23 protein-coding genes are annotated in these 25,193 nt (G+C 66.9%); 10 read left to right on the forward strand and 13 right to left on the reverse strand.

Annotation, left to right across the window (positions count from 1 at the left end; genetic code table 11):
- Positions 1 to 98: 98 nt before the first annotated feature.
- Positions 99 to 1,169: a recombinase RecA gene (recA, locus tag J2Y54_RS02140; protein ID WP_310036529.1), complete on the reverse strand. Its 1,071-nt coding sequence runs from the start codon at positions 1,167 to 1,169 to the stop codon at positions 99 to 101.
- 174 nt (positions 1,170 to 1,343) lie between these two features.
- Here recA and J2Y54_RS02145 point away from each other — a divergent pair, with 174 nt between their 5' ends.
- Both J2Y54_RS02145 and J2Y54_RS02150 read left to right on the forward strand, forming a co-directional pair.
- Positions 1,344 to 2,354 (forward strand): adenosine deaminase, encoded by a 1,011-nt coding sequence (locus J2Y54_RS02145; protein WP_310036534.1) that lies wholly within the window; start codon positions 1,344 to 1,346, stop codon positions 2,352 to 2,354.
- Entirely contained in the window at positions 2,354 to 2,872 is a 519-nt protein-coding gene (locus J2Y54_RS02150) for a phosphoribosyltransferase family protein (protein ID WP_310036536.1), read from the forward strand. Before J2Y54_RS02145 ends, J2Y54_RS02150 begins: the two co-directional genes overlap by 1 nt.
- 4 nt (positions 2,873 to 2,876) lie before the next feature.
- Here the strand turns inward: J2Y54_RS02150 and J2Y54_RS02155 are convergent, their stop codons facing one another.
- From J2Y54_RS02155 to dapA, 6 genes are read right to left on the reverse strand one after another with little or no spacing between them, the layout of a single operon-like run.
- Positions 2,877 to 3,227 carry a response regulator gene (locus J2Y54_RS02155; RefSeq protein ID WP_310036537.1) on the reverse strand — a complete coding sequence of 117 codons (351 nt, stop codon included), beginning with the start codon at positions 3,225 to 3,227 and terminating at the stop codon, positions 2,877 to 2,879.
- 40 nt (positions 3,228 to 3,267) lie between these two features.
- Positions 3,268 to 5,655 carry a response regulator gene (locus tag J2Y54_RS02160; protein ID WP_310036538.1) on the reverse strand — a complete coding sequence of 796 codons (2,388 nt, stop codon included), beginning with the start codon at positions 5,653 to 5,655 and terminating at the stop codon, positions 3,268 to 3,270.
- Between the two features lie 38 nt (positions 5,656 to 5,693).
- The gene (locus J2Y54_RS02165) at positions 5,694 to 7,763 is read right to left on the reverse strand and encodes a M13 family metallopeptidase (protein ID WP_310036539.1); all 2,070 of its coding nucleotides are present in this window, start codon (positions 7,761 to 7,763) and stop codon (positions 5,694 to 5,696) included.
- Between the two features lie 57 nt (positions 7,764 to 7,820).
- Positions 7,821 to 8,393 (reverse strand): DUF2062 domain-containing protein, encoded by a 573-nt coding sequence (locus J2Y54_RS02170; protein WP_310036540.1) that lies wholly within the window; start codon positions 8,391 to 8,393, stop codon positions 7,821 to 7,823.
- 1 nt (position 8,394) lies between these two features.
- A complete protein-coding gene (smpB, locus tag J2Y54_RS02175) occupies positions 8,395 to 8,877 on the reverse strand; it encodes an SsrA-binding protein SmpB (protein ID WP_310036542.1) in 483 nt (160 codons plus the stop codon).
- A gap of 48 nt (positions 8,878 to 8,925) precedes the next feature.
- Positions 8,926 to 9,807, reverse strand: coding sequence for a 4-hydroxy-tetrahydrodipicolinate synthase (gene dapA, locus J2Y54_RS02180; RefSeq protein ID WP_310038431.1), 882 nt, complete (start codon positions 9,805 to 9,807; stop codon positions 8,926 to 8,928).
- A 71-nt stretch (positions 9,808 to 9,878) separates the two neighbouring features.
- On the opposite strand from dapA, the gene J2Y54_RS02185 reads away from it, so the two are divergent.
- Together J2Y54_RS02185 and greB are read left to right on the forward strand one after the other, a co-directional pair.
- The gene (locus tag J2Y54_RS02185; protein WP_310036543.1) at positions 9,879 to 11,894 is read left to right on the forward strand and encodes a lytic transglycosylase domain-containing protein; all 2,016 of its coding nucleotides are present in this window, start codon (positions 9,879 to 9,881) and stop codon (positions 11,892 to 11,894) included.
- A 32-nt stretch (positions 11,895 to 11,926) separates the two neighbouring features.
- Entirely contained in the window at positions 11,927 to 12,406 is a 480-nt protein-coding gene (gene greB / locus J2Y54_RS02190; RefSeq protein WP_310036544.1) for a transcription elongation factor GreB, read from the forward strand.
- Positions 12,407 to 12,432: 26 nt separating this feature from the next.
- Here the strand turns inward: greB and J2Y54_RS02195 are convergent, their stop codons facing one another.
- Both J2Y54_RS02195 and aspS read right to left on the reverse strand, forming a co-directional pair.
- On the reverse strand, positions 12,433 to 13,212 hold the full coding sequence (locus J2Y54_RS02195; RefSeq protein WP_310036546.1) for a polyphosphate kinase: 780 nt from the start codon (positions 13,210 to 13,212) through the stop codon (positions 12,433 to 12,435).
- A gap of 3 nt (positions 13,213 to 13,215) precedes the next feature.
- Positions 13,216 to 15,015: an aspartate--tRNA ligase gene (gene aspS / locus J2Y54_RS02200; protein WP_310036548.1), complete on the reverse strand. Its 1,800-nt coding sequence runs from the start codon at positions 15,013 to 15,015 to the stop codon at positions 13,216 to 13,218.
- A gap of 98 nt (positions 15,016 to 15,113) precedes the next feature.
- On the opposite strand from aspS, the gene rnd reads away from it, so the two are divergent.
- Complete coding sequence (rnd, locus tag J2Y54_RS02205; protein ID WP_310036550.1) at positions 15,114 to 16,292, forward strand: ribonuclease D; 1,179 nt, start codon at positions 15,114 to 15,116, stop codon at positions 16,290 to 16,292.
- Positions 16,289 to 16,573, forward strand: coding sequence for an I78 family peptidase inhibitor (locus tag J2Y54_RS02210; RefSeq protein WP_310036554.1), 285 nt, complete (start codon positions 16,289 to 16,291; stop codon positions 16,571 to 16,573). The genes rnd and J2Y54_RS02210 overlap by 4 nt, the downstream gene beginning before the upstream one ends.
- A 4-nt stretch (positions 16,574 to 16,577) precedes the next feature.
- Here J2Y54_RS02210 and J2Y54_RS02215 read toward each other — a convergent pair whose 3' ends face one another.
- From J2Y54_RS02215 to J2Y54_RS02230, 4 genes are read right to left on the reverse strand one after another with little or no spacing between them, the layout of a single operon-like run.
- Positions 16,578 to 18,083 (reverse strand): Ppx/GppA family phosphatase, encoded by a 1,506-nt coding sequence (locus J2Y54_RS02215; RefSeq protein ID WP_310038432.1) that lies wholly within the window; start codon positions 18,081 to 18,083, stop codon positions 16,578 to 16,580.
- Positions 18,084 to 18,085: 2 nt separating this feature from the next.
- Positions 18,086 to 20,272 carry an RNA degradosome polyphosphate kinase gene (locus J2Y54_RS02220; RefSeq protein WP_310036556.1) on the reverse strand — a complete coding sequence of 729 codons (2,187 nt, stop codon included), beginning with the start codon at positions 20,270 to 20,272 and terminating at the stop codon, positions 18,086 to 18,088.
- A gap of 11 nt (positions 20,273 to 20,283) precedes the next feature.
- The gene (locus tag J2Y54_RS02225; protein WP_310036560.1) at positions 20,284 to 20,907 is read right to left on the reverse strand and encodes a chromosomal replication initiator DnaA; all 624 of its coding nucleotides are present in this window, start codon (positions 20,905 to 20,907) and stop codon (positions 20,284 to 20,286) included.
- Entirely contained in the window at positions 20,904 to 22,181 is a 1,278-nt protein-coding gene (locus J2Y54_RS02230; protein ID WP_310036562.1) for a heavy-metal-associated domain-containing protein, read from the reverse strand. Before J2Y54_RS02230 ends, J2Y54_RS02225 begins: the two co-directional genes overlap by 4 nt.
- 212 nt (positions 22,182 to 22,393) lie before the next feature.
- On the opposite strand from J2Y54_RS02230, the gene purM reads away from it, so the two are divergent.
- From purM to J2Y54_RS02250, 4 genes are all read left to right on the forward strand, one after another.
- Positions 22,394 to 23,488: a phosphoribosylformylglycinamidine cyclo-ligase gene (gene purM, locus J2Y54_RS02235; RefSeq protein ID WP_310036564.1), complete on the forward strand. Its 1,095-nt coding sequence runs from the start codon at positions 22,394 to 22,396 to the stop codon at positions 23,486 to 23,488.
- 90 nt (positions 23,489 to 23,578) lie between these two features.
- Positions 23,579 to 24,145, forward strand: coding sequence for a phosphoribosylglycinamide formyltransferase (purN, locus tag J2Y54_RS02240; protein WP_310036567.1), 567 nt, complete (start codon positions 23,579 to 23,581; stop codon positions 24,143 to 24,145).
- Between the two features lie 105 nt (positions 24,146 to 24,250).
- Positions 24,251 to 24,454 carry a hypothetical protein gene (locus J2Y54_RS02245; RefSeq protein ID WP_310036568.1) on the forward strand — a complete coding sequence of 68 codons (204 nt, stop codon included), beginning with the start codon at positions 24,251 to 24,253 and terminating at the stop codon, positions 24,452 to 24,454.
- Between the two features lie 42 nt (positions 24,455 to 24,496).
- A complete protein-coding gene (locus J2Y54_RS02250; RefSeq protein WP_310036569.1) occupies positions 24,497 to 25,192 on the forward strand; it encodes an endonuclease/exonuclease/phosphatase family protein in 696 nt (231 codons plus the stop codon).
- Position 25,193 lies beyond the last annotated feature (1 nt).

The following is a 25,193-nucleotide window of genomic DNA, read 5'->3' on the forward strand; positions in this document are numbered from 1 at the left end:
CCTTGACCGCCACCGCCCCACAAGGTGCGGCACGGCCCGCAATGGCTCCCTTGTGCCCGAAACCGGTTAACGGGCGCTGAGGAACAACCCTGGTAGAATCAGAGGTCATCCTCCGCGTCGGGGCCGGTCATCATCTCTTCCGCGACCTGCTCGGTCCGGCTGCGGATCGCTGCCTCGAGCCGCGCGCACACTTCCGGATTTTCCTTGAGGAAGGTCTTGGCGTTTTCGCGCCCTTGGCCGATGCGAATACTGTCATAGCTGAACCAGGCGCCGGCCTTCTCGACCAGACCCGCCTTGACCCCGATGTCGAGGATCTCGCCGATCTTCGAAATCCCCTCGCCATACATGATGTCGAACTCGACCTGCTTGAACGGCGGCGCGACCTTGTTCTTGACCACCTTCACCCGGGTCGAATTGCCGATGATATCGTCACGATCCTTGATCTGCCCGGTGCGGCGGATGTCGAGGCGGACCGAGGCATAGAATTTGAGCGCATTGCCGCCGGTGGTCGTCTCCGGATTGCCGTACATCACGCCGATCTTCATGCGCAGCTGGTTGATGAAGATCACCATGCAGCGCGAACGGCTGATCGACCCGGTCAGCTTGCGCAGCGACTGCGACATCAGGCGTGCCTGCAGGCCGACATGGCTGTCGCCCATCTCGCCCTCGATCTCCGCCCGCGGTACCAGCGCCGCGACCGAATCGACCACCAGCACGTCGATCGCATTCGATCGCACCAGCGTGTCGGTGATCTCCAGCGCCTGCTCGCCCGTATCGGGCTGCGACACGATCAGCTCGTCGATATTGACGCCCAGTTTCTTGGCATAGACCGGGTCGAGCGCATGTTCGGCATCGACGAACGCGGCAACGCCGCCATTCTTCTGCGCCTCCGCAATCACGTGCAGCGCCAGCGTGGTCTTGCCCGAGCTTTCCGGACCGTAAACCTCGATCACGCGGCCGCGCGGCAATCCGCCAACGCCCAGCGCAATGTCGAGCCCGAGCGAGCCGGTCGAGATCGCCTCGACCTGCATCGTCTCCTTCGAGCCGAGCTTCATCGCGCTGCCCTTGCCAAAGGCGCGGTCGATCTGTGCCAGTGCGGCGTCGAGCGCCTTCTGCTTGTCCGGAGAAATGCCCATCTTTCCTTCGATCACCTTGAGGGAAGCCGCCATGAGAAGTCTCCGTCGCTAGAGGCTTTGCGCATCTTCTTCAACACGCTCGACCCGTTCCTATTTTGATCTTGTATGCACTTTGTTCTTTTCGCACAAGCGGAAAATTCCTATTTTGTTCCAGCCCTGCGCGGCGCACGCTTGCCCGGCCGCACGATTTGCCGCACATCCTGCGCGATGGACACGCGCGACTTCATCGCCGGCCTGCCCAAGGCCGAACTTCATCTGCATATCGAAGGGTCGCTGGAGCCCGAACTGATGTTCGCGCTGGCCCGGCGTAACCGCATCGACCTGCCCTTTCCCACGGTCGAGGCGGTGCGGGCGGCCTATCAATTCTCGCGGCTCCAGGATTTTCTGGACATCTATTATGCCGGTGCCGATGTGCTGCGGACCGAGCAGGACTTTCACGACCTTGCCGACGCCTATTTCGCGCGCGCTGCGGCCGACGGCGTGGTCCATGCCGAAATCTTCTTCGATCCCCAAACGCACACCGATCGCGGCATTCCGTTTCAGGTGGTGGCGGACGGGCTGCTCGCGGCGATGCGCGCGGCGGAACAACGCCATGGCGTGACGTCCAAGCTGATCCTGTGCTTCCTGCGCCACCTTGACGAGGATGCGGCGTTCGCGACGCTCGATGCCGCCGAACCATGGCTCGACCGCATTGCCGGCGTCGGGCTGGATTCGTCCGAACTTGGTCATCCCCCGGAAAAATTCGCGCGCGTATTCGCCGAAGCCGGAAAGCTCGGCCTCAAGCGCGTTGCCCATGCCGGAGAGGAAGGGCCGCCCGATTATGTGTGGCAGGCGCTCGATCTGCTCAACGTCGACCGGCTCGACCATGGCAACCGCAGCCTTGAGGACCCGCAGCTGGTTCGCACGCTCGCTGAGCGTGAGATGACCCTGACCGTCTGTCCGTTGTCGAACCTCAAACTGTGCGTGGTCGACAGCCTGGCGCAGCACCCGATCGACCGGATGCTCGATTGCGGCCTCTACGCTACGATCAACTCCGACGACCCCGCCTATTTCGGCGGCTATGTCGCGGACAATTACCGCGCGGTCGCCGCCGCACGCGGGCTGACGCGCGATCAGATCGTCCAGCTCGCGCGCAACAGCTTCACCGGCTCCTTCCTCGACGACGCCAGCATCGCCGCGCATCTTGATCGGCTCGATGCCTATGTGGGCGCACACTGATGCCGGTCTTTACCCCGATCCCGCATGAGCAATTCGTCGCCGACCTGCTCGCGCTGGCCGATGCGCTGCGCGCCGACAGCGACTGGCAGCCCGATTACCTGATCGGAATCGGCCGCGGCGGGCTGATCCCGGCAGTCTATCTCAGCCATGCCTGTGGCGGACCGATGCTGTCGGTCGACTATAGCGCGCGGAACGAGGATCTTGCCGCACCCGCCCTCGCCCGGCTGGCCGAGCGGACCCGTGCCGGTGCCCGCCTGCTGTTCATCGACGACATCAATGACAGCGGCGCGACCATCGGTCGGCTGCGTGCCGGGCTCGCCGCAGCGGGCGCGCGCGCCGGCGCGGTGCGCTTCGCCACGCTGATCGACAATGTCCGCTCCGGCCAGCGCGTCGATTATGCCGCGCGCACCATCGATCGCAGCGTGACCAAGGACTGGTTCGTCTTCCCCTGGGAAGCGGTCGCGCCCGATGCCGCGATCGCGGCCGATGCAGCCGAGCTGCCCGACCGGATCGCCTGACCGGTTACAGCGCGGCCAGCGCCTGCTCGACAGAGTCCATCGTGAACGGCTTGGCCAGTACCGGCCGGTCGCGATACGCCTCGGCCACCATGTCGCCGCTGCCGCCGGTGGCAAGGATGAACGGGACGCCCTTTGCCGCCAGCGCGTCGGCCACCGGCCAGCTCTGCTCGCCACCCGACAGGTTGACGTCGAGGATCGCAGCATCGACGCCTCCCCCCTCGACCAACTCGAGCGCGGCGGCCACGCTCTCGGCGGTGCCGGCATGGTCCTTGCCCAGCATGTCGAGGAAATCCTCGATCATCATGGCGATCAGGGGTTCATCCTCGACCACGAGGATACGTTGCGGTGCGCTCATCGCACGAGCATGTGCCCGACTATCGCCACGCGGTCGAGCGCTATTTCGCAGTCATCACCGCCCGGGCCAGCTCGCCAAGCTGCTGGACCGAAAAGGGTTTTGGCAGGAACGCGACATTGTCCAGATCAATCGACCGGCGCAGCTGTTCCTCGGCATAACCCGACATGAAGATGATCTTGAGGTCGGGATATTTCTTGCGCGCATGGCGGACCATGGTCGGACCGTCCATCGTCGGCATGACCACGTCGCTGATCAGCAGATCGGGCTTGTCGCTTTTCTCCAGCAACTCGAGCGCCGCCTCGCCATTTTCGGCGGTCAGCACGGTATAGCCCTGCCGCGCCAGCGCGCGCTCCGCGACTGCGCGGACCATGGCTTCGTCCTCGACCAGCAGGATCGTGCCGCTGCCCCACAGGTCGCCCTGCACCGCCGTGGGCGGGTTGAGCTGCGCGGCCGGCTCCGGCGCGGTGTGGACGGGCAGATAGATGGTGAACACCGCGCCCTTGCCCGGCTCGCTCTCGGCAAAGATGAACCCGCCCGATTGCTTGATGATGCCATAGACGGTCGACAGGCCAAGGCCCGTGCCCTTGCCCACTTCCTTGGTGGTGAAGAACGGTTCCCAGATATGCGCGAGCACGTCCGCCGGGATGCCCGAACCGGTGTCCGACACGCGCAACGCGGTATAATCGCCGACCGGCAGCACATCCTCGTCCATCGCGCGCACTTCATGTGCGGCGACGCTCAGCGTCTCGATCGTCAGCGTGCCGCCGCCATTGGGATTCTTGGCCAGCATCGCATCGCGGGCATTGACCGCCAGATTGACGACGACCTGTTCCAGCTGCCCCGGATCCGCGCGCACCGGACCCAGATTGCGGCCATGGTTGACGATCAGCTCGACCGTTTCGCCCAGCAGGCGCTTGAGCAGGTTCGACACTTCGGAAATGACGTCGGGCAGTTGGAGCACCTGCGGACGCAACGTCTGCTGGCGCGAAAAGGCAAGCAACTGCCGGGTCAGCGCTGCGGCGCGGTTCGAATTGAGCAGGATCTGCTGAATATCGTCATAATCGCTGTCGCCTGGCGCATGGCGCATCAGCATCAGGTCGCAATGGCCGATAATCGCGGTCAGGATGTTGTTGAAGTCATGCGCCACGCCGCCGGCCAGCTGGCCGACCGCCTGCATCTTGGTCGCCTGCGCCACCTGCCGCTTGAGCTGACCCTCCTCACCCGCATCGCGCAGGCTGAGCAGCACCGCCGCATCGCCCAGCCCCCGCGCCGACGCGATCGAGATCGACACCGCTTCATCAGGCGCATGAGCAAAGCGGACGGTCAGGTCCATCGCATGCGCCGCGCCCGCCGCGAACCGGCGGACCGCGTCGGCAAGCGTGCTCTTGTCCTCGCGCACGACGAGATCGCCCGGGTAGAGCGGCGGCGCGTCGCCATTGATCTGCGCGGCGCGGACAAACGCATCGTTCATGAACGCAAAGCGCCCATCGGCTCCGACCAGCGCAATACCGGTAGGAAGCAGCCCGATCAGCGAGCGGACATGCGTGGCGGAATCCGCCCCCATATCCTGCGCCGGGGCATATTCCTCGTCGAGCAGCGCGACCAGCATCGGGCTGGCATCGCCATCGAGAAACGGGATTTCGAGCACCCGCACTGGCGTCCCGGACAGGCCCTCGCGCTCGAACCGCACGGTTCCGCGATTGTCGGTGATCAGGAACCGGGTGATGTCCCGCCCCTCGATCATCGCCTGCTCGTCGCCCGCAGCGCGCAGCCGCAGCACGCGGTTCGCGGCGCGCACGCGGCCATCGGCGCCGATCAGCGCCATCATGATCCCCGCCTGGCCCAGCCGGTCGCCCGATTTGCCGGCGACGAGCGCCTGCGCCTGTTTGGCCAGATCGACCGCATCGGCGCCGACAAAGCGCCACACCAGCATCGCGTCGCCGACGCGCGTCACATGCGCGGTCAGCTTGGCCCCGGCGGCGTCGAACGCCCCGCTCGACGCCTGGCCGTCGCGCCACGCGGCGCGACCCGCACTGCCCAGTTGCGACGCGGCCCAGTCGCCGATCACCACTGCGGGCGGCGCGGGATAGCCGGGGAACAGCGTGCCGAACCGGTCATTCGCGCACACCAGCCGGCCTGCCCGGTCGGTCACCGCAATGGCATCGCTGCTCATCGTCGCCAGCATATGCGCCAGCGACCAGTCGATCGCCGCCGGGTCGGCTTCGCCCGCATCAGCCGCCGCCGGACGCCGCACCAGCGTCGCGGCCGCGCCGATCAGGACTGCGGCCGCGGCGAACCCTGCCGCGACCGGCAGCGAGTCGATCGCCCACAGCACGACGCCGCCCGCAATCAGCCCGGCGGCGCCGGCGGCGATCAGCGGACCGACGACACCCGCAGGTTCGTCAGATGGGGCGGGAGACGTGGCCATGGCCCCCTTTCCCGCCCCGCTGCCATAGCGTCAAGCGCTCACCAGACGCGAACGCGCTTTGCCGGGTCCAGATACAGTTTCTCGCCCGGCTTCGCACCGAATGCACCATACCAGGGGTCGAGGTTGCGCACGACCCAGGCGCGCTGGATCGACGGGCTGTGCGGATCGGTCAGCAACCGCTGCCGCAGATTCGCCTCACGATAATTGCGCCGCCACACCTGCGCCCAACCAAGGTAGAAGCGCTGGTCGCCGGTAAAGCCGTCGATCACCGGCGCTTCCTTGCCGCCCAGAGCATGCTTGTAGGCGTCATAGGCGATGGTGAGGCCCGCCAGGTCGCCGATATTCTCGCCCAGCGTGAACTCGCCCTTCACATGCTCGCCCGGCAGCGGCTCATAGGCATCATACTGCGCGATCAGCGCCTTGCCCGCCGCCTCGAACGCCTTGACGTCTTCCGGCGTCCACCAGTCGGCCAGTTCGCCCTTCTCGTTATACTTCGCGCCCTGATCGTCGAAATGGTGGCTGATCTCGTGCCCGATCACCGCGCCGATGCCGCCATAGTTGATCGCCGGATCGGCCTTGGGGTCGAAGAAGGGCGGCTGCAGGATCGCGGCCGGGAAGACGACCTCCATCATGCCGAAATTGGCATAGGCGTTCACCGTCTGGGGCAGCATGCCCCATTCCCACTTGCGCACCGGCCCGCCCAGCTTGTCGAGCATATATTGATAGTCGAAGCGGTTGGAGCGCACGGCATTGCCGAACAGGTCGTCCGCCTTGACCTCAAGCCCGGCATAGCTGCGCCACTGGTCGGGGTAGCCGACCTTGACGGTGAAGTTCGCAAGCTTCGCCTTGGCGCGCGCCTTGGTCTGCGGCTGCATCCAGTCGAGCGAGTCGATGCGGCGCCCCATCGCGTCGAGCACATTGGCGACGAGCTTGTTCATCTCCGCCTTGTATTCGGCCGGGAAATAGCGCGCGGCATATTCCTTGCCCAGCTCCTCGCCCAGCACGCCCTCGGTGAAGCTCACCGCGCGCTTCCAGCGCGGCTCGCGCTGCGGCGTTCCCTGCAGCGTCGTGCCGTAAAAGGCGAAGTTGGTGTCGGCGACCGCGTCCGGCAGATAATCCGCCATCGCCGCCAGACTGCGGACCATCATCTGGTCCTTGATCACCGCCAGCGGTGCATCGTCCAGGATCTTGCCGATTGCGGCGACCGCGCTCGGCTGGCTGACCAGCACCTCGGTGATTTTGGGGCTGACCGCCTTGAGCATGGCCGGCATGTCGAGCGTGCGCGACGACAGCTTTGCCGTCTCGGCAAGCGTGAATTTGTTATAGGTCTTGGCGGCATCGCCCGATTCCTCGCGCGTCCACTGCACCTTGGCGATCCGGGTTTCGAGCTCGACGATCGCCTTGGCCCGCGCGTCGGCATCCGCCTCGCCGGCCAGCGTCAGCATCTTGGCGAGATAGCCGGCATAAGCGGTGCGGATCGCCGCCATCTTGGGATTGTCGAGCAGGTACATGTCCCGGTCGGGCAGACCGGTCCCGCCCTGATAGATCGAGAAGATGTAGCGGTCGGGGAATTTGTCGTCCTGTCCGACATAGCCGCCAAACGCCCCCGGCACGCCCATCTTCGCCGCCTCGACCGCCAGCGCGCCATAGCCCGCCTTGCTGTCCAGCGCCTTGACCCGCGTCAGCCAGGGCTGGATCGGTGCCATGCCGCGCGCCTCGACCGTCGCGGTGTCGAGATAGCTGGTATAGGCGCGCCCCACGGCGCTCGCCGGATCCCCCTTCACTTCGTCGAGGATGCCGCGCACGCGTTCCTTGGACAGGTCGTCCAATGCGGTGAACATGCCATAGTTCGACTTGTCGGCCGGAATCGGCGTGTTCTTGGCCCAGACGCCGTTGGAAAAGGCATAGAAATCCTCGCCCGGCGCCACGCTGCGGTCCATCCCGGCAACGTCGAAGCCAAAGCTGCCCAGCTGGGGCTTGGCCGTCGCGGCGGGTGCGGGTGCCGGTGCGGGCGCAGCGGCCGACGGCGCGTCCCCCTGGCCATAGGCAGCGCAACCGCTCGCCAATGCGGTGCCGGCGAGCAGGACGGGGATCAGGATCAGACGCATCGGGTACCCTTCGGGACGATTGAGAACGCCCGTGTCTTACGCCGATGACACGCCCGATCAAGTCTCGGCTGAAACTTTCGCTCGAAGCGCAATCCGCTTGCGCCATTTCCGTGCAACCCAGGCACGCCATCCGACGATCGACAGCCCGTAACCGGCGGCGGCCGACGCGACCGAAATGATCAGCAGGCCGATCAGCAGCGCCGGGGCAGCCTGGGAAAACAGCCAGCTCAGCCATTCGCCGACGCCGGCATGATGCTCGATCAGCGCCATGAACCCGGAAATATCGGCGCTGCGACCGAGCATCGCGTTGCCGGTATAGACCGATCCGTACAGGATGAACGGGGTCGTTGCCGGATTGCTCAGAAAGGTCATCGCCGCGGCGATCGGCACATTGGCGCGGAACGGCATTGCCAGCATCGCGGCACCCGCGATCTGCAGCCCCGGGATGAGCAGGAAGATACCGACCAGCAGGCCCAGGGCCACGCCGCGCGGCACCGACCGGCGGGTAAAGCGCCACAATTCGGGCGCCAGCACGCGATGGGCGACCGGACGCAGCCACCGGATCTCCTCGATCGTGTCGCGGGTGGGCATGTTGCGCTGCCACCAGGACCGCAGGCGACCCGGCTTCATCTTACCCTCGATCGCGGAGGATCCGCCCCTGTTCACGCTTCCAGTCCCGTTCCTTGATCGACTCGCGCTTGTCGTGAGTCTTTTTGCCCTTCGCCAGCGCCAGCTCGACCTTCGCCCGGCCGCGGCCGTTGAAATAGATCGACATCGGGATCAGCGTCATGCCCTCCCGCGCAACCGCGCCCTGCAGCTTTTCTACCTGGCGTTGATGAAGGAGCAATTTACGGGGACGCTTCGGTTCGTGATTGAAGCGGTTTCCGTGCGAAAATTCCGGGATGTTGGCGTTGACCAGCCACGCCTGCCCGTCGCGGACCTCGGCATAGCTCTCCGCGATCGACCCTTCGCCGAATCGCAGCGACTTCACCTCGGTCCCCTGCAGCGCAATCCCCGCCTCGAAAAACTCCTCGAGGAAATATTCGTACCGCGCCTTGCGGTTCTCCGCGACGATCTTCTTCTTGTCGAATTCAAGGGGACGAGGGCGTGCCATGGGACGCGCGATGTAGGGGGGCGGGAGGAGAAAGGGAAGCGGATCGCCTCAGATAATCCCCGCCGCCGCCATCGCCGCATCCACCGCCGCCTTGCTCGCGTCGTTCGGCGCGACCATCGGCAGGCGCAGTTCGGCGGAAATCTCGGGGCGCAGCTTGTTGACCGCGTACTTCACCGGCCCCGGCGAGGCGTCAGTGAACAGCGCGAGGTGCAGCGCGAACAGGCGGTCGTGCAGCGCCAGCGCGATCGCGGTGTTGCCCTCGGCGCATGCCGCCTGAAACTGTGCGCACAGCTTCGGCGCGACGTTCGCGGCGACCGAGATGCAGCCCACCCCACCCATCGCGTTGAACGCGAGTGCCGTTTCGTCATTGCCCGACAACTGCGCAAAGCCCGCGCGCAACGCTGCGCGGTGCTTCGACACGCGGGCCAGGTCGCCGGTCGCGTCCTTGATCGCGACGAACTTGTCGGGGAATGCCTGAACGATCCGGATCACCGTCTCGGGCTGGATATCGGTCACGGTGCGACCGGGGACGTTGTAGAGGATGATCGGCAATTCGCACTCGGCGGCGACCGCCGCGAAATGCTGGAAGATGCCTTCCTGGCTCGGGCGATTGTAATAGGGCGGGACCATCAGCACCGCATCGGCACCCGCTTCCTTCGCCGCCTGGACGTTCCCGATCGCCACGCGCGTGTCATTCGACCCCGCCCCCGCGATCACCGGCACGCGCCCGCGCACCTGATCGGCGCACACGCGCACCACCTCGAAATGCTCGTCCTTGGACAGCGTTGCCGCTTCGCCGGTGGTGCCGACGGGGACCAGCGCCGACGAGCCCTCCGCGATCTGCCAGTCGACGAACGCGCGGAACGCAGCCTCGTCGAAGCTGCCGTTACGGAAGGGCGTGATGAGCGCGGGGATCGAGCCGGAGAACATATGCGTCAAAATGCACCAGTTTTGGGAAATTCGGGGTGGTCAATAGGGGGGGATCGCGTACTATGTCCAGCATGCTTGCCTCTGTGTTCAAGAGCGGGCTTCTGCTCGCCGGCGTTTCGGGTGTCGCGGTCTCCTCCCAGGTGGTGCAGGAGGGGGCGGACTGGTATCAGGCGCGCTTTGCAGCGGTCGCCGCCCAGATCCTTCCCGCCCCGGCGCCGCCGCCTGCGACGACGATCCAGACAACCCTCGACCAGTGGAAGCGGCTGCAGCAGTCGGACGGGCTGCCCTTCTCCGACTATGCGGAGTTCCTGCTCGCGCATCCCGGCTGGCCGGGTGAATTGAGCCGCCGTGCCGCTGCGGAAACCAGCCTTGGCGCGGGCACCGACGCACCTTCGCTCGCGGTCCGCTTCTTCACGCGCTTTCCCCCGATCACGGCCGCTGGCCGGGTCCGCTTTGCCGAAGCGCTGGCAATCACCGGACGCCGCGCCGAGGCTGAGGAACAGGCCCGGCGCGCGTGGCGCAGCGGTGTGTTGCGTCCCGGTGACGAAACCGCAGTGCTGGGCAGCTTTTCCGGCGCACTGACCCCGGCCGACCATGACGCGCGCATGGACGCGCTGCTGTGGCAGGACGCCCGCACCGCCGCGACGCGCCAGATCGGGCTGACCTCGCCCCAGCGCCGCACGCTGTTCGATGCGCGCCTCGCATTGCGCTCCAACGCACCCGATGCGCAGCAACGCGCATTGGCCGTGGAAGCATTGGGCGCGCGCGATCCCGGCTTCCTTGCCGACCGCGCGAGCTGGTTCCGCAACAATGGCGCCAGCGGCTCGGCGCGCTCGCTGCTCGCGCGGCCCCGCACCCTCGACGGCCGCCCCGGCAATGTCGAGAAATGGTATGAGGTGCTGCTGACCAACGCGCGCGCGGCAGAATCCGACCGCCAGTTCGCGCTCGCGTATGCGATCGCGTCACAGGTCGATGACGCCGTTGCGCCGGGGACCGATATCTCCGATCTCGGCCTTGGCATCCGCGACGATTACACCAGCCTTGCCTGGCTCGCCGGCACGGTTGCGCTGCAGAAGCTGGGACGCCCCGCCGATGCGATCGGCATGTTCGACCGCTATTCGCGCGGCTCGCGCACCCCGACTACCCAGTCCAAGGGTATCTACTGGGCCGGCCGTGCCGCCGAAGCCGCCGGGCAGGCGGCGACCGCGCGCGCCTATTATGAGCGCGCCGCCGCCTATTCCGACCTATACTATGGACAGCTTGCTGCCGAACGGCTCGGCCGGGCGCTCAAGGCGCCGCCGGTGGTCGATGCACGCGGCGTCCCGGCTGCCGCACGGACTGCCTTCTACAATCGCGAAGTGGTGCGCGCCGCCCAGATGCTCGGAACGCTGGGCCGCCCCGATGATCAGGGACTGTTCCTGCGCCAGATCGCCGCCGACGCGACCAGCGCCGACGATCACCTGCTCGCCGCCGAACTGTCGCGCACGATCGGGCGCCCCGATCTGGGCGTGATGGTCGGGCGCAGCGCGCTCGCCAACGGCCTCAGCGATTATACGGCGGCCGGCTATCCGTCGGTGCCGGTCCCGCCGGGACAGGAGGCGCATTTCACCCTGATCCATGCGATTGCGCGGCAGGAAAGCCAGTTCGACAAGGCGGCGATCAGCCATGCCGGCGCGCGCGGGCTGATGCAGCTGATGCCGGCCACCGCGCGCGAAACGGCGGGGAAGCTTGGCCTTGGCTATGATCGCGCCGCACTCACCAGCGACACCGATTACAATATCCGCCTCGGGTCGAGCTATATTCAGCGGATGCTCGATTATTATGGCGGCAGCTATCCGCTTGCCGTCGCCGCCTACAATGCCGGCCCGGGCAATGTGAACAAATGGATCCGCGCGAATGGCGACCCGCGCACCCCCGGCGTCGACATTCTCGACTGGGTCGAGCAGATTCCCATCTTCGAAACCAAAAACTATGTGCAGCGGGTGCTCGAAAATGCAGTGGTCTATGACCTGATGCATCCCGACCGCGCGCGGTCGCGCGGGCCGCACCGGATGAGCTGGTATCTGGGCAAGAACCGGCCGGGGTGACGCGGGCGTCGCGCCCGCGCTATGGGCGTGCGATGGATCGTCCGAACTACATCACGCCCGCCGGCTATGCCGCACTCAAGTCCGAATATGATGCGCTGTTCGCCACCGAGCGCCCGGCTTTGGTCGAAACGATCGCCTGGGCGGCGGGCAATGGCGACCGCTCCGAAAATGGCGACTATATCTATGGCCGCAAGCGACTGCGCGAGATCGATCGGCGGCTCGGCTGGCTGGCGAAGCGGATGAAGGCGGCCAAGGTGGTGGACCCGTCAAAACAGGAAGATCGCTCGAAAATCTGGTTCGGCGCGACCGTCACCATCGCCGATGAAGACGACAACCACCGCACGCTGACCCTGACCGGAGATGACGAGGCAGATGCAGGGGCGGGCCGGATCGGGTGGAACTCCCCCCTCGCTCGCGCGCTACGCGGCGCGGCGCTGGGCGACCTGCGCCGCGTGATGCTCCCGGCGGGCGAGAAGGAATATGAGGTGATGACGATCGCCTATCCGGACTGACCCGTCGCCCGGCGCGACCGGCTCGATCAGTCGATCACGCCAGCGCGCCGCGCCGCTGCTTCGACCGCGGGATCGAGCGCGGGCGGGTCCATCGGCACCCGCGCCGCCAGCGCATCAGCAATGGCCGTCAGCGCGGCGATCCGCGCCGCCTTCTTGTCATTGCCGTCGATGACGACCCATGGCGCGTGCTTGGTGCTGGTTCGCGCGAACATCTCATGCATCGCGTCGAGATAGTCCGCCCGCCGCGCGCGGTTGCGATAATCATCAAGGCCGGTCTTCCACCGCTTCCACGGCGTCTCGATCCGCTCGCGCAGCCTTTTGTCCTGCGTTTCCTGCGTCACATGGACGAACAGCTTGATCAGCGTCGCGCCGGTCTCGGCCTGCTGCGCCTCGAAGTCATTGATCTCATCATAGCCGCGCCGCCACTCGGCCCCGCTCGCATAGCCCTCGACCCGCTCGACCAGTACGCGCCCGTACCAGCTGCGGTCGAACACTGCGATATTGTGCTGTGCGGGAAGGCGCCGCCAGAAGCGCCACAGGAAATGGTGCGACAGCTCCTCCGGCGTCGGCGCGGCGATCGGCCACACCTCGAAATAGCGCGGGTCCCATTCGGCGGTCAGCCGCTTGATGATCCCGCCCTTCCCCGCCGCGTCCCAGCCTTCGAACACGATGATCGCGCGACGCTTGTGGATGATGTGCGCGGTCTGGATATGCCCCAGCCGCTCCTGCAGTGCGGCGAGCCGGTCGGCATAGTCGTCGACCTTTCCGCCCTGTTCAAAGTCGGAAAGGTCGATCGACTTGGTCATGGATCAGCCCTTGTTGTCCAGCGCCTGCGGCGCCAGCCGAATGTGCAGTTCCTTCAGCTGCTTCTCGCTCACCGGCGACGGCGCCTGCATCATCAGATCCTCCGCCTTCTGGTTCATCGGGAAGACGATGACCTCGCGGATGTTCGGCTGGTCGGCGAGCAGCATGACGATGCGGTCGACACCCGGGGCCGAACCGCCGTGCGGCGGGGCGCCGTACTTGAACGCGTTAATCATGCCCGCAAAGTTGCTGTCCACGTCCTGCTGGCTGTAGCCGGCGATCTCGAACGCCTTGTACATGATCTCCGGACGATGGTTCCGGATCGCGCCCGAGCTCAGCTCGATGCCGTTGCACACGATGTCATATTGCCAGGCGAGGATGTCGAGCGGGTCCTTGGTCTCCAGCGCCTCCAGCTCGCCCTGCGGCATGCTGAACGGATTGTGGCTGAAGTCGATCTTCTTCGCGTCCTCGTCATATTCGAACATCGGGAAGTCGACGATCCAGCAGAACTCGAACCGGCTCTTGTCGATCAGCTCGAGGCTCTCGCCAACGCGGGTGCGCGCGAGACCGGCGAGCTTGGCGGCCTGCGCCTCCTTGCCCGCGGCGAAGAAGATGCCGTCATTGGGGCCAAGGCCGAGCGCATCGGCAATCGCCTTCATGCCCTCCTGCCCGTGATTGTTGGCGATCGGGCCACCGAACACGCCATCCTTCTGCGTCGCATAGCCAAGGCCGGGGAAGCCCTCGGCCTGCGCCCATGCGTTCATGTCGTCGAAGAATTTGCGGCTCTTCTCGGCCGTGTTCGGCGCGGGGATCGCGCGCACGACATCGCCCGCCGCGACCATCGAGGCAAATCGCCCGAAACCGGAACCTTCGAAATGGCTGCTGACATCGGAAATGAGGATCGGGTTGCGCAGGTCGGGCTTGTCGTTGCCGTATTTCAGCATCGACTCACGGTACGGGATACGCTTGAACGGCAGCGGGCTGACGGTGCGGCCCTTGCCCTGCCAGTTCGCAAATTCCTCGAACACGCCGTGCAGCACCGGCTCGATCGCCGCGAACACATCGTCCTGCGTGACATAGCTCATCTCGAAATCGAGCTGGTAGAACTCGCCCGGCGAGCGGTCGGCGCGCGCATCCTCGTCGCGGAAGCACGGCGCGATCTGGAAATAGCGGTCGAAGCCCGCGACCATCAGCAGCTGCTTGAACATCTGCGGCGCCTGCGGGAGCGCGTAGAATTTGCCCGGATGCACGCGGCTCGGCACCAGATAGTCGCGCGCGCCTTCCGGCGACGACGCGGTCAGGATCGGGGTCTGGAATTCGGTAAAGCCCTGCGCGATCATCCGGCGGCGCAGCGACGCGATGACATGACTGCGCAGCATGATGTTGGCGTGCAACCCTTCGCGGCGCAGGTCGAGGAAGCGGTTCCGCAGGCGGATTTCCTCAGGGTACTCGGCGTCGCCGAACACCGGCATCGGCAGCTCCTGCGCCGCCGACTGCACGCTCACGCCCCGGGCGAACACTTCGATCGCGCCGGTGGCGAGGTTCGCGTTCACCGTCGCCTCGCTGCGCGCCTTGACCACGCCGTCGATCGTCACGACCGATTCGACGCGCAGCCCCTCCAGCACCGGCAATGCGGGCGAGTCGCTGTCGCACACGATCTGCGTCACGCCATAATGGTCGCGCAGGTCGACGAACAACACGCCGCCATGGTCGCGCTTGCGATGGATCCAGCCGGACAGGCGGACGGTCTCGCCGACCTGATCGGCGGTCAGCTGGCCGCAAGTGTGGGTGCGATAGGCGTGCATGAGCGGTTTCCAACGGTTTCAGGTGAGAAGAACAGGCCGCGCGCATCCTTCTCACGCGCCCCTTTGTCAACCCGCGCGGGCTTGGCTATGGGCCTGCGATGCATATTCACGGCCTGATTCAAGACTCGGCAACCCTCGCCAACCTCTGCACCCGCCTCGCGCAGCAACCGTTCATCACGGTGGATACCGAGTTCATGCGGGAAAACACCTTCTGGCCCGAGCTGTGCCTGATCCAGATTGCCGACACCAATGAGGCTGCGGCGATCGATCCGATGGCACCCGGGATCGACCTCACGCCCCTGCTCGATCTGTTGGTGAACAACGAGGACGTGCTCAAGGTGTTCCACGCCGGCGGGCAGGATATCGAGATTGTCTACAACCTGACCGGAAAGACCCCCCACCCGCTGTTCGACACGCAGGTCGCGGCGATGGCGCTGGGTCAGGGCGAACAGATCGGCTATTCCAATCTGGTCGAAACCTATCTCGGCATCACCGTCGACAAGGGCGCCCGCTTTACCGACTGGTCGCGCCGTCCGCTCGACCAGCGCCAGATCGATTACGCCATCTGCGACGTCACCTATCTCTCCGAAATCTTCCCCAAGATGCTGGCGAAGCTGAAGAAGACCGGGCGCGGTGCGTGGCTGGACGAAGAGATGGAGCGGATCGCCGACCCGGCAAACTACCGCAACGATCCCGATCTGGCATGGCAGCGCATCCGCATCTCCAGCCGCAAGCCCGAAGTGCTCGGCCGCCTCAAGGCGCTGGCCGCATGGCGCGAAAAAGAGGCGCAGGGCAAGGATCTGCCGCGCGGTCGCATCGTCAAGGACGAAACGATCGCCGACCTTGCCGCCAATCCGCCGCGCAAACAGGCTGACCTCGCCAAGGTGCGCGGCCTGTCCGCAACCTGGGCCGGCAACGACATTGGCGGCCGCCTGATGGCAGCGATCGAGCATGCCGTACCGATGCCCGCATCGGAAATGCCCGCGCGGGACGACCGCAAGCTTCCGCTCGGCAAGGAAGGCGCGCTGGTCGCCGACCTGCTCAAGCTGCTGCTCAAGATCCGCGCCCGCGACATCAACGTCGCCGCGCGCCTCCTCGCCCGCTCCGACGATCTGGAGGCGCTCGCGGCGGGCCAGCGTGAGGGTCTGTCGATCCTGCGCGGTTGGCGCTTCGAACAATTCGGCCGCGACGCGCTCGCCCTGGTCGAGGGTCAGCTTGGGTTCACCGTGCGTAACGGAAAGCTCAAGATGACGCGTACCGAGGAGCCGAACCCATGAAAGCGATTGCCCTGATTGCCCTGCCGCTCACCCTTGCCGCATGCGGGTACGAGCGCCCCGCCCCCGGCACCGGCATCCGCGAATGCAATGCCGACCGCGTCCAGCCGCTGGTCGGCCGCGAAGCCAAGCCGCAGGTGATCGAGCGCGCGAAGCAGCGTTCGGGCGCGCGCACCGTCCGCGTGATCAAGCCGGGTATGGCAGTGACGATGGACTATCGCTCCGACCGGCTGAACGTCGAACTCGACGACGTGAACACGATCACGGCATTGCGCTGCGGCTGACGCTTCAGCCGGTCAGCGCGATATCGGCCGTCAGGCCCAACGCTCCGGCCAGCGCGCGGTGCCGCTTTTCGACCGCCTCGCCATAGAGCGCCGCGTCGTCTGCATGCAGGTGCAGCATCAGCCGCTCGCCCGCAACCGCCACCCGCGCGCGGCGCAGCGGCCCGGCAACGCCGCCGGACAAACGCTGCCCCAGCCGCATCGCCAGTCCCCACAGCCGCGCGCGTTCGAGCAGGTCGGGAGGCGCGAGCTGGCCGACCGGGGCCGGTGACTCAAGCCCGCCGCCGAGCGAGGTAAACAACGCCTGCGCCAGAAGCGCACGGCCGCGCGCGTCGATCCCAACCCAGTTGCCATGCAGCGCGATCTCCAGCCCGCGCTCCGCGCGAAACTCGGGATTGGCGCGCCACCCGACATCGGCAAGCAGGCAGGCGGCATGGCGCAGCCGCACCTGATCCGCCGGATCGTCGTCAAACAGCGGCGCGATCCAGTCATGCAACAGGTCGCCATGTTCCGGGAACCGTCCCGACCGTCGCGCCTCGTCGCGCGTCGCGACGATCAGCGGGTCCTCACGCCGCTCCTCGATCGACAGCTCGCCATAGAGCAGCCCTTCGCGCAGCCCGAAGGCTGAAGCGACCGTCTCGCTGCTGCCAAGATGCTTGATCAGCACGCCGAGCAATGCGGCGGCGTGCTCCAGCGTCGCGACCCGGCCCGAGGACAGGTTGGGTACCGACCGGATCCGGCTCTTGCCGAGCTGGGCGATCGTCCGCTGCAATCGGGTCACCGTCGCGGCGGGCATCGCATATTCGTGGATGACCGGCAGCGGATAGCCGGTCAGGTGCATGTCGAGCCGCGCCAGCGCGCGCCACGACCCGCCGACCAGATAGAAAGGCAGGCCATCGCCACGCCGCGTCCAGCCCGATTCGGCCAGCAACCGTGCGACCAGCTTGTCGAGTGAGCCCTTGCCCTGCGCACGGATCGCCTCCAGCCGCAGCACGCCCAGCGGAAACGATACCCGGTCGGTGACCGTTCCGGCCACCACCCGAACCAGTTCGAGCGACCCGCCGCCCAGATCGCCGACGATGCCATCTGCCTCGGGAATCCCCGACAGCACGCCATAGCCCGCGGCGAGCGCTTCCGCCTCGCCCGACAGCAATTCGACCGTCAGGCCCAGCGCCCCGGCAATATCGAGCAGGCGCGCGCCATTGCTCGCCTCGCGCACCGCGGCGGTCGCCACGGTGCGCAGCGAATCGACCTCCATCTCACGCGCCAGGCTCGAGAACCGCGCCAGCGCTGCCGTGGCAAGCGTCAGCGATTCCTCGCCGATCGTGCCGGTTTCGGCCAGCGATCGGCCCAGACCCGCCATGACTTTTTCGTTGAACAGGATCGCGGGCAGGCGGGCGGCACCATCATAGACGACGAGGCGGATCGAATTGGAACCGATATCGATGATCGCGGTGCGCCGGGGCGACGCCGCCGCCTGGGTCCGCGGCCGCCGCTGAAGAAGCGTGGAAATGCTCAAGCGCCGCGCTCCGCGCGCCAGCGACGCAGCGACAGCTTGGGCACTGCCCCGCTCGACTCAAGCGCCGCGCCGCGTCCCGACAGCGACGGGTTGGTCATGAAATAGCGATGCAGGTTGAACGGCTTGGCGCCGGGTTCATCGCGGACATAGCGGCCATCGGACTGCAACTCCCAGCTTTGCTCGGTATCGATCAGATTGGCGACCATCACCTGATCCAGCACCTGATCGTGCACCGTCGGGTTGATGATCGGGAGCATGAACTCGACGCGCCGGTCGAAGTTGCGCGGCATCCAGTCGGCGGACGAGATGAACACCTCGGCCGCGTCGCTCGGCAATGCCTTGCCGTTGCCGAACGCCCAGATGCGGCTGTGTTCGAGGAAGCGTCCGACCACCGACTTGACCCGGATATGTTCGGACATGCCGACGATGCCCGGACGCAGACAGCAGATGCCGCGGATCACCAGATCCACGATCACGCCCGCATTGCTCGCTTCGTACAGCTTCTCGATCATCACCGGATCGACCAGGCTGTTCATCTTCGCCCAGATTGCGGCCGGCTTGCCCGCCAGCGCATTGGCGATCTCGCGGTCGACCAGCTCCATCAGCCGGTCGCGCAAATGGCGCGGGGAGACGGTCAGCAGCTCCAGCCCCTCCGGCTCGACATAGCCGGTGACATAGTTGAAGATCTTGGCGGCATCGCGCCCGACGCGCGGGTCGGCGGTGAAAAAGCTGAGATCGGTATAGATGCGCGCGGTCACCGGGTGATAATTGCCGGTGCCGAAGTGGCAATAGGTGCGGAACTCGTCGCCCTCGCGCCGCACCACCATCGACACCTTGGCGTGGGTCTTCCAGTTGGTGAAGCCGTAGATGACCTGCACCCCGGCGCGTTCGAGCGCGCTGGCCCAGAGCAGATTCTGCTCCTCGTCGAACCGGGCCTTGATCTCGACCACCGCGGTGACCGACTTGCCGGCTTCGGCCGCGGCGATCAGCGCCTGGATCACCGCCGACTGCTTGCCCGCGCGATACAGCGTCTGCTTGATCGCCACCACGTCCGGATCGCTCGCCGCTTGCTTGAGAAAGGCAAGCACCACGTCGAACGATTCATAGGGGTGATGGACGACAATGTCCTTCGCCTTGATCGCCGCGAAACAATCGCCGTCATAATCGCGGATCCGCTCGGGGAAGCGCGCGACAAAGGGCGGGAATTTGAGGTCGGGCCGGTCCTCCTCGACGATCAGCGCGAGGTCGCCATTGCCGAGGAACCCGCCGGTTTCGGTAAGCAGCGCCTCGCTCCCGCCCAGCTCTTCCTTGAGCACCGCTTCCAGCCCGGGGTCGATCCCCTCCTCCATCTCCAGCCGGATGACCCGGCCGCGGCGGCGGCGCTTGATCGCCGTGCGGAAGTAGAGGACCAGGTCCTCCGCTTCTTCCTCCAGCTCGATATCGCTGTCGCGCAGCACGCGGAACGTCGCCGACTTGCGGATCTCGAACCCCGGAAACAGCACCGGCGCGAACCGCTTCACCAGCGTTTCGACCGCGATGTACCGCGCCGTCTCGCCTGGCACGCGCACGAAGCGCGGCGTCGCGGCGGGCAGCAGCACCAGTTCGCGCACCGCCTCGCCATCGCTGCTGCGGACCAGATCGAAAATCACGCTCAGCCCCTTATTCGGGATGAACGGAAACGGGTGCGACGGGTCGAGCGCCTGCGGGGTGAGGATCGGGAAGATCTGCAGCCGGAAATGCTCCTCCAGCCACGTCGCCGTGTCACCGGTCACCCCGTCGGCGTCGAGCACTTCGATCCCGCGCCCGATCAGTTCGGCGCGAATATCCTGCCACACCGCCTGCTGGCTATCGACCAGGTCGGCAGCATCGGCGACGATCGCCGCCAGCTGCTGCGCCGGGGTCAACCCGTCGGCCGAATGGGCATCGACCTCCTGCATCTGCTGCCCCTTCAGACCCGCGACGCGGACCATGAAGAATTCGTCCAGATTGGATCCGGAAATCGACAGAAAGCGCAGCCGCTCGAGCAGCGGGTGCGCCGGATTGCGCGCCTCCTCCATCACCCGCCGGTTGAAGCCGAGCCACGACAGCTCGCGGTTGAAAAAGCGCGCTTCGGGCACTGCGGCGGTCGATGGGTCCGCCGCAGCGGTGGCGTTCGGTCCGGCCTTGGTCTGAGCGCGCGTCATGGGTCCTCGGTTCAGCTTTGGGCAGCGGGTTCGCGAAGCAGCCCCGCCGCGGTCAATGTGGCGCGCGCCGCCGGGATCGACAAGCGCCGGTTCCCCCGGCGGCTTGCATCTTCCTCCAGCGCTTCGGCGGTACGCAGGATCGCCAGATGGCTCCGTTCGATCCTCCGCACGATCCACGCCAATAGATCGGGCTGGGCGACAAGTTCATGACGCTCGAGCAACTGGGCGAGCAGGTCGTGCGCCAGCGCGTCGTCGGGCGCGCCGATCTGGGCGAGGACGCTGGCACCCAGGCGCGAGCGCAGGTCGGGCAGTCGCACGGCCCAGGCCGGGGGCGCGCGTTCCGCCACCATGAACAGCGGCCGCTGCTCCGCCTGCGCCGCGTTCCAGGCATGGAACAGCGCCACTTCGTCCATCCGGTCAGCATCGTCGATCATCGTGCCGCCGCTGCGGCCGACCATCGTCCGCGCGAGCAGGCTGCGCCCGGATTTGCGCGGACCGGTAATCAGTGCGGCGCGGACCGGCCAGTCCGCCCAGCGCTCGAGCAAGCGCACTGCCTGGGCATTGGATTCACCGACCAGGAACCGGTCCTCGCGCGCGCCAGCCGGTCGGGCGAGCGGCAGGGAAAGCTGCGTCATCCGTCGCTGTCATTCCCCGCTGCCGGCGTCGTAGGCGTCGGTTGCGCAGGGGCAGTGCCGCCACCGCCGCGGCGGATGCGCAGCACGCCGGCGCCCTCCTGCACCTGCCACCCGCGCGCTTCCAGCGCCGCGCGCAGCGATGCCTGGCTGCCGTCATAGGTCACCCGCATCAGCGACACACCGCCCAGCGCGGTGCTGGTGGTCGCGGCCGAACTGACCCCCGGCACGACGCGCAGCGACGCTTCCGCGCTGGTCAGCGCACCGACGCTCGGCGTGTCGAACTGGATGGTGATGACCGATCCGGTCGCTGCGGCCGGCGTTTCGCCGGTATCGATCGCTTCCTCGGTCCCGCTTTCCTCCAGCGGCACTTCGGGACGCGGCGGCTCGGTGACCAACAGCCGGTCGGGCTTGAGGATGCCCGCGCGCAGCGCGTCCTGATACGCCTTGTCGATCCGCGCGATCCCGGCATCGATCAGCGCGGGAATGGCGTTGCCGTCATTGACCCGCAGCACGAACTGGGCAAGCCGGCGATTGTCGGGCCCCTGGCCGGCGGTAAAGATTCCCGTCACCGGACCGCCGGGGTAACTGCGGCGCAGCTCGACCGTCGGGATCAGGATGTCGGTCGCGCCATATTGGTCGAGGATCGACCGCCACCAGCCGCGCCCGCGCCGCGACACCTGTCCGGCGTTCATCAGCAAGCGATCGGGACCCGAGCCATTGGGGCGGACATAATCAATGCTGCTGTTGCCGGTGCGGAACCGGGTCCAGCCCTCGGCAAAGGCGCTGCTGCCCTCGAACACGCGATGCGCGCCGCCCGAAATCTGGACCGGCACGACCAGCATCGGCGGCGATCGCATCAACGCTCCGCCCACGCCCAGGATCGATGCGGCGCGATTGCGGTCGAACAACACGCCCAGCCGCGCGACGTAGCGATTGGGGCCGATCTGCTCGCGCTCGACCACGATCCCGGTCACCAGCCCGTCCAGCGCCGAATCGGACAGGGTCGATGGCGAACCGGTCAACTGCTTCGACAGCATCGACCAGCCCTTGCGCTGCGCCAAGCGCCAGCCACCCAGGCGCGCCGCCTCCGCGCTCTTGCCGCGTACATCGACATCGACGCCGCCGACCTCGAAACTGCCCGAGCTGTTGCCCGCGTCCTCGCTCGCCCCCGCCTTCGACCCCGCGCCGCCGGACTGCGCCACGGCATAGCCGGCCGATGCAAGCAGGGCGGCGATGCCGATGGCGGCGATGGCAGAGGACGGACGAACAGTCATTCCGCGCCCTTTTGGCGAAGCGGGCGTGGAAATCCAAGCGCTATCCTCCCCCATCGTCGTCCCGGGCTTGACCCGGGACAGGGCTTTTCTGTCGATCGTTGCCAAAGGAAGCCCCGGCCCGGGTCAAGCCCGGGCAGACGAGAAGCTTTGGCGCGCGGTTTCTGTACGATCGATGGTTTCGCTTTGCACGCCCCGGCGCTAAGCGCTCCCACATGACCGATCCCGAGTCCTATACCTACGCCCAGGCGGGCGTTTCGATCGACGCCGGCAATGCGCTGGTCCGCGCCATCGCCCCGCTCGCCCGCTCCACCCGCCGTCCGGGCGCCGACGCCGACCTTGGCGGCTTTGGCGGCCTGTTCGACCTCAAGGCAGCCGGCTTCACCGATCCGCTGCTGGTCGCGGCGAATGACGGCGTGGGGACCAAGCTCAAGCTGGCGATCGATCACGACTCGCACGACGGCGTCGGCATCGACCTCGTCGCGATGTGCGCCAACGATCTGATCGTGCAGGGTGCCGAGCCGCTGTTCTTCCTCGACTATTTCGCCACCGGAAAGTTGGTCAACGGCGTCGCCGAACGCGTGATCGCGGGCATTGCCGAGGGCTGCAAACAGGCCGGCTGCGCGCTCATCGGCGGCGAAACCGCCGAAATGCCCGGCATGTATGCCGATGGCGACTATGACCTTGCCGGCTTCTGCGTCGGCGCGGTCGAGCGCGACCACTTGCTCGACGGCAAGAAGATCGCACCGGGCGACGTCATCCTCGGCCTCGCCTCGACCGGGGTTCACTCCAACGGCTATTCGCTCGTCCGCCGCCTCGCCGCGGACAAGGGCTGGAAGCTCAACCGCCCCGCGCTGTTCGATCCCGAGGTGATCCTGCTCGACGCGCTGATGGCACCCACCCGCATCTATGTCCGCAGCCTGCTGCCCCAGTTGCGCAAGGGCAGCATCCACGGCCTCGCCCACATCACCGGCGGCGGTCTGCTGGAAAACATCCCCCGCGTCCTGCCTGAAGGCTGCCACGCCCGCGTCGACGCCGACAGCTGGGCCCAGCCCCGCCTGATGGCGTTCCTGCAGGCGCAGGGAAATATCGAGCCACAGGAAATGGCGCGCACCTTCAACTGCGGCATCGGCATGATCGCCGTGGTCGCGGCGGATCGGGCGGACGCAGTCGCGGCGGAGCTGGAAGCGGCGGGCGAGACCGTTCATCGCATCGGGTCGATCGCGGCAGGGCAGCGCGGCTGCACCGTGTCCGGGAGCGCCGAAACCTGGAGCGCACGCGCCGACTGGGAAGCAACGCATAGCCACTGACGCCGCCCGCCCTGAGCGTGTCGCAGGGCCGCCTTCCCCCTTGAGGCTGCTGCGCGCAGTGCTCCGACAAGCTCAGCACGAACGGATGTGATGAAACGCAAACTCGGCATCCTGATCTCGGGTCGCGGATCGAACATGCAGGCGCTCGTGGAGGCCGCCCGCCTCGCCGACAGCCCCTACACCGTCGCACTTGTCGCCTCCGACAAGCCCGAGGCCGCCGGTCTCGCCTGGGCGTCGGACCATGGCATCGCAACGTTCGCGCGCTCGCCAAAGGGCCTCGCCAAGGCCGAGTATGAAGCCGCGATCGACGCCGCGCTGCGCGATGCCGGCGTCGAAGCCATCGCCCTTGCCGGCTATATGCGCCTGCTCTCCGACGCTTTCGTTGCGCGGTGGCGCGGGCGGATCGTCAACATCCACCCCTCGCTGCTCCCGCTCTACAAGGGCCTGGACACCCACAAGCGGGCGATCGAAGGGGGCGACAGCCATGGCGGCTGCTCGGTCCATATCGTGACCGAAGAACTCGACGGCGGCGAAGTGCTGGGCCAAGCCCGCGTCCCGATCCTCCCCGGCGACACGCCCGAAGCACTGGCCGAACGCGTACTCGCCGAGGAACATGCGCTCTATCCCCGCATCGTCGCGGACTGGCTGCGCCGGTGACCCCGCCGGCGCGTGGCGCCACTCTCCTGCACTAAACCACGGATACAACTGCAAAATCCTGCGTTATCCGGGCTCGTCACAGTTGTACTTCAGGAGGATCCGGCGATGGGACAAGCGCGCCAGCCGCACCGGTTGTCCGGGATTGCCAGCGCCGAAGCCGGATTGGTCCTGCTCGACGGCCCTGCCGGCGTCGCCATTGCCATGACGCCCGACGCTGCAGAGGAAACCGCGCGCAGCCTGCGCCGTGCCGCGGCTGAAGCACGCGGCCAGCGGCCCGCCGCGCCCGGTCCCGAATCCAGCGCGCATTGATCGCCGCTTGCCACGCGCGCTCACGCCCCCCAAACAAGGTCGATGCTGAAAGTTGCCAGCTACAACATGCGCAAGGCGATCGGGACCGACCGGCGCCGTCGGCCCGAGCGCACGCTCGAAGTGCTGCGCGAAGTGGATGCCGACATCGTCGCGCTGCAGGAATGCGACCGCCGCTTCGGGCAACGCCAGGGGGTCATCCCGCTCCATCTGCTCGACGAGCATAGCGACTGGAAGGCGGTGCCGTTCGGTGTGCGCACCGGGTCGATGGGCTGGCACGGCAATGCGATCCTCGTGCGCAAGGACGCGCAGATCCTCGATTGCGAAATCATCCACCTCCCCGCGCTCGAGCCGCGCGGCGCGGTGATGGCTGACCTGCGCGTCAGGGGACACGCCCTGCGCGTCGTCGGGATGCATCTCGACCTGTCCGGCCTGTGGCGGCGGCGCCAGGCGCACGCGATCCTCAGCCATCTGGCGGCCAGCGCGCGCCCGCTGCCGACGGTGATGATGGGCGACCTCAACGACTGGAGCGCGCAGTCGGGTTGCCTGCGCGATTTCGGCCGCGACTTCAGCTTCGCGCCGACCGGCCGCTCCTTCCACGCGCGCCGCCCGGTCGCGCGGCTCGACCGGATCATGGTCTCGCCCGAGCTGGCGATCGACGATTGCGGCGTCAACGACAGCGCCGCCGCGCGGACAGCGTCCGATCACTTGCCCGTCTGGGCCGCGATCCGGCCGGCCTGAC

The sequence above is a fragment of the Sphingomonas sp. BE123 genome (assembly GCF_031456015.1).
Classification (GTDB): domain Bacteria; phylum Pseudomonadota; class Alphaproteobacteria; order Sphingomonadales; family Sphingomonadaceae; genus Sphingomonas.